Below are 8,802 nucleotides of genomic sequence, written 5' to 3'. Positions count from 1 at the left end.
GTCGCGGCCGCCGCGCGGGCCGCGGGCCGGGCGGCCGCGCCCGCGCCTGCGCCCCGGGCCGGGACAAAGGCCGTGCAGATCGTGATCGACCGGGCGATGTCGCAGCTCGGCGTCACCTACGCCTGGGGCGGCGGCACCACCCGTGGACCCAGCCGGGGCATCCGCGACGGCGGCTACGCCGACCTCATGGGCGACTACAACAAGATCGGCTTCGACTGTTCGGGACTGATGCTCTACGCCTTCGCAGGCGTGGGCATCACGCTGCCCCGCTTCAGCGGCAACCAGCACGCCTTCGGCCGCCAGGTCCCGCTGGCCCAGATGCAGCCGGGGGACATGCTGAGCTGGGCGCGCAACGGCCGCAACTACCACATCGCGCTCTACATCGGCGGTGGAAAGATGATCGAGGCACCGTACTCCGGGGGGCAGGTGCGGATCACGCCGGTGCGTTACTCCGGCGGCTTGCTGCCGACGGTGTCGCGGGTGCTGTGAGCCCGCTCGGGCGGAGTCAGCGAGTACGCCCAGTAGGTGAACTCGTTCCAGTCCAGCGCCGACGCGACGAACCGGATGGTCACCTCGATCATCGTCCTGCCCGCCGTCACGGACGGCGGAATCAGGAAGTCCGCGTCCCGCCACTGGCGGAAGGGGTTGCCCCCGGCGACGTACCACGAACCGACCGGGCGATCGTCGACCAGGACATCGGCGCGCTGGTCCGCGATCGTCTGGTCGAACCGCCGCCGCAGCAGGACGCCGTCGTTGTCCGGGGCGATCCGCAGGACGAACCGGCTGGTCCCCCGGTGCGCCCGGCCGGTGTCGAGCACGTCGACGGTGTCGGCGACACCCTCGTACTGGTAGCGGCGCGCACCGGCCCACCGCTGCTCGGTGATCCGGTAGGCGTGGGCGGACTCGCTCGCGGGATCGCCGATGTCGAGGGTGTCGGTCATCGTCAGACGGCTCCGCGGCTGGTGGTAGTAGTAGGCGAGCATCCAGGCGTCGGTCGTGGTGTCGTTGAACCCGCCGTGCTCGATCGACACCCGGATCCGGCGCCGGAACGGCACCGCGTCCTGCAGGAAGAACCGGTAGGCCGCGATCCGGGCGGCCCGCTCGTCGAGCAGATGCGCGGTGTTGCCGCTCATCGGCTGGGTGTACGGACCGCGGGCGAAGTACCAGCCGCCGTTGAAGAAGTCCTCGGTGCCGGTTCCGTGGAACGCGGGTGAACCGCTGTCGTCGACGTAGATGCGCTCGTCGCCCTCGAGGAACCAGCGGTCCGGGCGGCCGAGGTAGGAGGCGGTGACCCCGACGAAGTTCCCGCTGCCGGTCACGTCGAGAATCGGGATGTCGCATCCGGCGGCCGTCGGGGTCGTGGCGGTCAGCCGGGTCCGCAGGTAGCCGACGTCGGCGAGGTCACCGGCGAGCGGGCGGTGCCGGACCTCGAACCCGACGCCGCCCGGACCGGCGACGGCGGCCGAACCGGTCAGCTCGACGCGGGCGTGGCGGCGAAACGGCATCGGCAGACGGGTGTACAGCCGGTCGGCGGCGTCCAGCCCGACGACGAGGGCCCGGGTGGGGTAGGCCCCGAACCGACCCATCCCGAAGAAGCAGCCGAGCGGCGCGTCCACGCTCGGCGCGGCGTCCTCGTCCCAGTACATCCGGATGCGCAGCCCGTTGAGGATCTCGGCCGTGCCCTCGCGGGGTGCCGCGGCCGTGACGCCCGGCACGGTGAGCGTGATCGCGGAGATCGAGCGCGGCCCGTCCGCCTCGAAGATCGGGCACGCCGAGCCGGGCCGCAGGCGCACGGTACCGGCGTGCACCACCTCGTCGGGGGACATGCCGGGATCGGTTCCGGCGCCCGCCCACCGCCGGCGGGCCGCGGCGGTGTCCTCGGTTCCGGTCCAGGTCGCCACGGGGGTGTCGGGGCCGAAGGTGTGCACGCCGATGTTGTAGTACCGGCTCATGGTGGTCGTGATCGTGATCGCGTGCCGGTACGGCAGGGGCAGATAGCAGGTATAGCCCCCGCTGGAGACCGTGTCGTCGGCGACCAGCGGGGCGAGGAACGGCGCCGTCGTCCCGGAGAACAGCTCCGCCATCAGCAGGTCGATGCGCGGCGCCGGTTCGTCGTCGAAGTACACCCGCAACCAGTCCGTCGCCGGGTCGAACCCGGTGACCCAGATCCGGTACACCACCCCCGGGCCCCGCCGGTCGAGCATCACCTTCTCCCGCCGTCCGGCCGGGCCGCGGACGCCGAGGAAGTGGTTCCAGTCGTCGTTGCCCCGGCCCGGGCCGCGGGTGTCCCGTTCGTAGCTGGACTGCCCGCAGGCCAGCGTGTGTGGCCGCAGCAGCGCGAGCTGGTCGAGGCAGGTCAGCGCGGCGAGCCCGTGGACCGGTTGGCCCGTCATCGGGGCACCGCCGAACCTCGCTGCAGGCGGAGCCGCACGGTGAGGATCTGGAACGGGCGCAGCGCCACCGCGAAACCGGCGCGGTCGGCGGCGACCAGCCCGGTGGGACGGACCCGTCGCTCCAGCAGGTCCGTCTCGACCGCGGCGGCCAGCGGCGCCGCGACCGCGATCCGCCCCGCCGCCCGCCCGCCCAGTGCCTCGTAGAGCCGCAGGACGACATCGCCGGATCGGTCCTCGGCCAGCTTGACCGCCTCCACCACGATGGCCGGGTGGTCGACCCGGACGATCGGCTCCACGCTGCCGCGACCCGCCGTCGGGCGCAGCGTCAGGTTCGCCGCGTACCCCGCGCGCACGGCGCCCGCGATGTCGGTCCCGGCCACCAGGGCGTACCGGAAGCGATGGCGGCCACGGTCCGCCTGCGGATCGGGGAACCGGGGCGCCCGCAGTAGCGAGAGCCCGACCCGGGTGACGGTACCGGGCCCTGGGCCGCTCGTGCGGGAGACGTGGTGGCCGTAGACCGAGTCGTTGACCAGCGCGACCCCGTATCCGGTCTCGCCGACATGCACCCAGCGGTGCGCGGGGGCCTCGAACCGGGCCGCGTCCCAGGGGGTATTGCGATGCGTCGGCCGGAACACGTGCCCGAACTGGGTCTGCGCGGCGTAGCGCTCGGCGTGGACATCCAGGTCGAACCAGGCCTTGAGCAGCTTCTCCGACTCGTACCAGTCGACGACGGTCTCGAACTCGACGGCGTGGGCGCCCTCGCCGGTGCCGAGCGCCACGTGCTGGGTGAGCATCGAGTCGCCGAAGCGACGGCGCAGGCACAGGCCGCGTTCGGTGACGCGCATGGTGTCCACGTCGACGAGGTCGACGCCGCCCCGCAGCGCGTGCTCGTCGAGGTCCCAGGCGTCCCATCGGTTGGGCAGGTCGCGGTGCAGCCGCAGCCGGTTCGCCGCGCCGCCGCACGGCACGACCTGCCGTCCGCACGCGACGTCGAGGATCGAGGTGACGAGCCCGCGGGCGTCGACCGTGACCCGGAGCGTGCCGTTGTCCAGCACCTGCCCGGTGCCCTCGGGCCGCACCTGGACCGGGTGCTCGACCGCCGGTGCGCGTGGGCGCGCGCCCAGGGCCGGGACCCCGTCGCGCGGGTACGGGGCGGCGTTGAACAGGACCTCACCGGGTTCGGCGCCGCCCGGCTCGACCAGCGCCGACTGGGCGGCCGCGATGATCGACTCCAGCTCGGCGGCGCAGCGCGCGTGGGCTTGTTCGGCCTCTCGATGGACCCACGCGATCGAGCTCCCGGCGAGGATGTCGTGGAACTGGTTGAGCAGCACCACCTTCCAGATCCGATCGAGATCGTCGTACGGGTAGCCGATCCGGCCCGCGACCGCGGCGGTGCTGCACCACAGCTCGGCCTCGCGCAGGAGGTGCTCGCATCGCCGGTTGCCCTGTTTGGTCCGGGCCTGGCTGGTGTAGGTACCGCGGTGCAGCTCCAGGTACATCTCGCCGCGCCAGACCGGAGCGTCCGGATACTCGGCCTGCGCCGCGGCGAAGAACTCCGCGGGCCCGGCCAGTGTGACGGTGGGGGAGCCCTCGAGGTCGGCGGTGCGGGCGGCCGCGGCGAGCATCTCCCGGGTCGGCCCGCCGCCACCGTCCCCGTGGCCGAACGGTACGAGCGACATCGACCCCCGGCCGTGCTCGGCGTAGTTGCGCGAGGCGTGTGCCAGCTCGGCGGCCGACAGCTCACAGGCGTAGGTGTCGACCGGCGGGAAGTGGGTGAAGATCCGGGTCCCGTCGAGGCCCTCCCACCAGAACGTGTGGTGCGGCATCCGATTGGTCTGGTTCCAGGAGAGCTTCTGGGTGAGGAACCACCGCGCCCCCGCGAGCGTGAGCAGCTGCGGCAACGCCGCGCTGTAGCCGAACGAGTCCGGCAGCCAGGCGACGTCGGGATCGACGCCGAGCTCGCGGAGGACGAAGCGGCTGCCGGTCACGAGCTGGCGAACCATGGCCTCGCCGCCCGGCAGGTTGGCGTCGGGCTCCACCCACATCCCGCCGACCGGCACGAACCGGCCGGCCGCGACCTGTTCGCGCAGGCGGCCGTACAGGCTCGGGTAGTGCTCCTTCAGCCACTGGTAGTGCTGGGCCTGCGAGCACACGAACACGAACCGCGGGTCGTCCTCGATGAGCCGCAGCACGTTCGAGACGGTGCGTACCACCTTGCGCACCGTCTCCCGGACCGGCCACAGCCACGCCGAGTCGAGATGGGCGTGCCCCACCGCGAAGATCCGGTGGGCGCTGCGGTGCGCGGGCCTGCCGAGGGCGGGGGCCAGCGCGGCGCGGGCGTCCGGGGCGGTGCCGGCCACGTCGTCGGGGTCCAGCCGGTCGATCGCCCGCTCCAGGGCGCGCAGCAGGTCGTGGCGGCGTGGGTCACGCCCGTCGAGCTGGCGCATGAGCCCGTCGGCGACCGCGACGTCGCAGGCCAGCTCCCATACCGTCGCGTTCCACACCGCCAGCTCGGCGCGCCGCAGCACGTACAGGGGCGCGGGCGGCGCCGTCGCGGGATCGCCCATCGGGGTCGGGCGGAACGACCAGCCGTCGGCGATGTCGGGGTTGGCCGCGGCCTCGACCAGGAAGCGGACCGGTCCGCCGGGTGGTGCGTCGACCGGGACATGGGTGTTGCGCGGCTGCACCCCCTTGAGCGGGACGCCCCGGTCGGTGAAGGCGAGGCCCTCGGCCTGGAACCCCGGTGTCGGCAGGTCGAAACCGAGGTCCACCAGGGCCTCCACCCGCAGGCCCCGCCAGTCCGGCGGCACCGTCGCGTCGAACCGGAACCAGGTGGTTCCCCACGGCCTGCCCCACCGAGCACCCACCCGGGTGGGCCGGAAGTCGGCGGCGAGGGCGACCTCGACCTCGACGGGTTCGCCGGGTACGTCCCAGGCGCTGACCCGAAGCGGCAGCGTGGGGCCATGGATGGCGGGTTGGAGGTGGTCCCGGACGGCCCGGGCGATGCGGTCCTCGGTGAGTACTCGGTCGTCGTGCACGCCGGCCCTCCCTCCTTCCGGGCCAACGAGTATCCGCCGCGGACGCCCCGATGCGTATACGGAGATCGCCGCCGGGATGGAGACCTCCCAGTCGGCGGTGGCGCGCCTGGAACGGGGCGACGTCGACGCCCGACTCTCCACCCTGGAGCGTCTCGCCGCGGCATGTGGCCGCCCGGTCGATGTGGTGGCCGCGGACAGGGACACCGGCCAGGCGTGTGACTACGGGCTGATCGACGTGATCGTCGGCGAACGGGTCCGGCGCGGGCCCGCCTCGAGCTGACCCGCGGACGCGAGGTTCACCCCCTTCTCACGCTGCGTGCGCTGGAATGGGACCGTGAGCGCGCATCCTGCCTCCTCGGAGCAGCCCGACGTCCCCGCCCGCGACGCCGAACTGCTCGAGCACGTCGTCTTCGAGATCAAGCGGGTGATCGTCGGGCAGGACCGGCTGATCGAGCGGATGCTCGTGGGTCTGTTGGCCCGGGGCCACCTGTTGCTGGAGGGCGTGCCCGGGGTCGCGAAGACGCTCGCGGTGGAGACCGTGGCGACGGTCGTCGGTGGCACCTTCGCCCGCCTGCAGTTCACCCCGGACCTGGTGCCCGCCGACATCATCGGCACCCGGATCTACCGGCAGGGCCGTGAGGAGTTCGACGTGGAACTCGGACCGGTCGTGGCGAACTTCGTGCTCGCCGACGAGATCAACCGGGCGCCGGCGAAGGTGCAGTCGGCGATGCTCGAGGTGATGGCCGAGCGGCATCTGTCGATCGGCGGGAAGACCTTCCCGATGCCCGACCCGTTCCTCGTGCTGGCCACCCAGAACCCGATCGAGAACGAGGGTGTCTACCCGCTACCCGAGGCGCAGCGCGACCGGTTCCTGTTCAAGATCATCATCGAGTATCCGGGGATCGAGGAGGAGCGCGAGATCATCTACCGGATGGGTGCCGAACCCCCGGTGGCACAACGCATCATCGACCCGGAGACGCTGACCCGGCTGCAGCGGGTGGCCTCGCGGGTGTTCGTGCACCACGCCCTGGTCGACTACGTGGTGCGCCTCGTGGTCGCCACCCGCACGCCCGCCGAGCACGGCCTGACCGACCTGGCGAGCTGGGTGTCCTTCGGCGCCTCGCCGCGGGCGAGCCTCGGAATCGTCGCGGGCGCGCGGGGGCTGGCGCTGGTCCGCGGCCGCGACTACGTCCTCCCGCAGGACATCCTCGACGTCGCCCCCGACGTGCTGCGCCACCGCCTCGTGCTGTCCTATGACGCCGTCGCCGACCAGGTTCCGATCGACCACATCATCTCCCGGGTGCTGCAGACCGTCCCGCTGCCGCAGGTCACCGCCCGGCCCCAGTACAGCCCGGCGGGCAGCGCGTCGTGACCTCACGCGCCGCCCCGACCCCGCAGCCGCCGGTCGTACCGGCCCGGGCCGGTCCCGCGAGGCCTCGTGCGGCGACCGCGCCCCCGTCGCTGCGCGACGGCAGGCTCGAGGCGGCCCTGCGCAACCTGGAGCTGTCGGTCCGCCGCAGGCTCGACGGCCTGCTGCAGGGCAACCATCTCGGCCTGGTCCCCGGTCCTGGCAGCGAACCCGGCGAGGCCCGGATCTACCAGCCCGGTGACGACGTGCGGCGGATGGACTGGGCGGTGACCGCACGCACCACCGCACCCCACGTCCGCGAGACCATCGCCGACCGCGAGCTGGAGACCTGGGTGGCGATCGACCTGTCACCCAGCCTCGAGTTCGGCACCGCCGCCTGCCAGAAGCGGGACCTTGCGGTCGCCGCGCTCGCCGCGCTCGCGCATCTGACCCGCGGCGGTGGCAACCGGATCGGGGCCGTCGTCGCGACCGGTGAGCGGACCGTCCGCATCCCCGCCCGGGGCGGGCTCGCCCACGCCAGGGGGGTGATCCGCCGGGTCGCCGAGACCCCGTCCGCGCCGGACGGCACCCGCGGCGATCTGGTCGCGGCGATCGAGCAGCTGCGCCGCCCGCCGCGCCGCCGCGGCCTGGCCGTGGTGATCTCGGACTTCCTCGGCGAGCCGACCTGGGAGCGTCCGCTGCGGGCCCTCTCAGCGCGCCATGAGCTGCTCGCCGTCGAGGTGATCGACCCGCGGGAGCTGGAGCTGCCCGACGTCGGCACGGTCGTGCTGGCCGATCCGGAGACCGGTGAGCAGCGCGAGGTCGTCACGTCCCCGCTGCTGTGCCGGGAGTTCGGGGCGGCCGCCGCGGCGCACCGCGACCGGGTCGCCCGGGCGCTGCGCAGATGCGGGGCCGCGCAGCTGACCCTGCGCACCGACTCGGACTGGATCGCCGACATCGTGCGGTTCGCGCTGGCGCGCAAACGCGCGTGGTCGGGGGGCGGGCGATGAGCAGCCGGCGTGCCACTGGCCGGCGCTTGCGCGGCTCACGTGGCGCTGGGTGGCGCTTGCGCCGCTCGAGCGCGGCGGGCTCGGGTGCGGTAGGGGGGCCATGACATTCGCGCATCCGTGGTGGCTGCTCGGGCTGGTCGTCGTGGCCGCCCTGTTCGTGGGGTACCTGCTGCTGCTGCGTCGCCGCCGCCGCGACGTCGTGCGGTTCACCAACCTGGAGCTGCTCGACGCCGTCGCACCGAAGCGTCCGGGCCGCCACCGGCACCTGCCGGCCGCGGCGCTGATCGCCGCGCTGGCGGTGCTGACCGTCGCGCTGGCCGGGCCCCAGGCCGAGGCCAAGGTGCCGCGCAACCGGGCGACGGTGATGCTGGTCATCGATGTGTCGCTGTCGATGAAGGCCACCGACGTGCAGCCGTCCCGGCTCGCCGCCGCGCAGGCCGCGGCCAAGGCGTTCGCCGACCAGCTCACCCCCGGGATCAACCTCGGCCTGGTGTCGTTCGCCGGGACCGCCGCGGTCCTGGTGTCCCCGACCACCGACCGGGAGGCGGTCAAACGCGCGGTCGACGGGCTGAAGCTCGCCGAGTCCACGGCCACCGGCGAGGCGATCTTCGCGGCGATGCAGTCGGTGGAGTCGTTCTCGCGGTCCATCGCGAGCGCCGGCGGCGATGGTGAGTCCGGCGGGCCACCACCGGCGCGGATCGTGCTGATGAGTGACGGTAAGCAGACCGTGCCCGGCCCGGACGGGGAGAACGAGCCACGCGGGGCGTTCACCGCCGCGAAGGAGGCGGCCGAGGCCAAGGTCCCGATCTCGACGATCTCCTTCGGCACGGCATACGGGACGATCGAGATCGAGGGCGGACGAACCCGGGTGGCCGTCGACGACGCGTCGATGCGCGAGATCGCCCAGCTGTCCGGGGGACAGTTCTTCACCGCCGCGTCCGAGAGCGAGCTGCGTCAGGTCTACGCGGAGCTGGGCCAGCAGATCGGCTACGAGGTGCGCCGGGTCGACACGA

At 73.2% G+C, this 8,802-nt stretch carries 7 protein-coding genes; 5 read left to right on the top strand and 2 right to left on the bottom strand.

Annotated features, from left to right (window positions below):
* Positions 1-489 (top strand): NlpC/P60 family protein (locus ACFQE5_RS09655; protein WP_379584502.1); only part of this gene is annotated, 489 nt, incomplete at its 5' end.
* On the opposite strand, the gene ACFQE5_RS09650 is transcribed toward ACFQE5_RS09655, so the two are convergent.
* A complete protein-coding gene (locus ACFQE5_RS09650) occupies positions 447-2,393 on the bottom strand; it encodes a glycoside hydrolase family 172 protein (protein WP_379584501.1) in 1,947 nt (648 codons plus the stop codon). The two genes, ACFQE5_RS09655 and ACFQE5_RS09650, sit on opposite strands and share 43 nt — an antisense overlap.
* Positions 2,390-5,431, bottom strand: a complete 3,042-nt coding sequence (locus tag ACFQE5_RS09645; RefSeq protein WP_379584500.1) for an alpha-mannosidase — start codon at positions 5,429-5,431, stop codon at positions 2,390-2,392. Before ACFQE5_RS09645 ends, ACFQE5_RS09650 begins: the two co-directional genes overlap by 4 nt.
* Here ACFQE5_RS09645 and ACFQE5_RS09640 point away from each other — a divergent pair.
* From ACFQE5_RS09640 to ACFQE5_RS09625, 4 genes are all read left to right on the top strand, one after another.
* Positions 5,361-5,711: a helix-turn-helix domain-containing protein gene (locus ACFQE5_RS09640; protein ID WP_379584499.1), complete on the top strand. Its 351-nt coding sequence runs from the start codon at positions 5,361-5,363 to the stop codon at positions 5,709-5,711. The genes ACFQE5_RS09645 and ACFQE5_RS09640 overlap by 71 nt on opposite strands.
* A gap of 54 nt (positions 5,712-5,765) precedes the next feature.
* Positions 5,766-6,803, top strand: coding sequence for an AAA family ATPase (locus tag ACFQE5_RS09635; protein WP_379584498.1), 1,038 nt, complete (start codon positions 5,766-5,768; stop codon positions 6,801-6,803).
* Positions 6,804-6,892: 89 nt separating this feature from the next.
* Complete coding sequence (locus ACFQE5_RS09630) at positions 6,893-7,789, top strand: DUF58 domain-containing protein (RefSeq protein WP_379584505.1); 897 nt, start codon at positions 6,893-6,895, stop codon at positions 7,787-7,789.
* Between the two features lie 100 nt (positions 7,790-7,889).
* Positions 7,890-8,802: VWA domain-containing protein (locus tag ACFQE5_RS09625; protein ID WP_379584497.1), on the top strand; the 913-nt coding region annotated here is incomplete at its 3' end.

Origin of the sequence: Pseudonocardia hispaniensis (assembly GCF_042658695.1) — a bacterium.
Taxonomy (GTDB): Bacteria; Actinomycetota; Actinomycetes; order Mycobacteriales; family Pseudonocardiaceae; genus Pseudonocardia; species Pseudonocardia hispaniensis.
Note: the sequence above shows the minus strand (reverse complement) of the source record. Positions and strands in the feature narration are given on the sequence as shown.

Bases quoted from the DNA above. Each gene is read 5' to 3' on its own strand.
- ACFQE5_RS09650 (WP_379584501.1), bottom strand. From the start codon at position 2,393: ATGACGGGCCAACCGGTCCACGGGCTCGCCGCGCTGACCTGCCTCGAC.
- ACFQE5_RS09640 (WP_379584499.1), top strand. From the start codon at position 5,361: ATGGCGGGTTGGAGGTGGTCCCGGACGGCCCGGGCGATGCGGTCCTCG.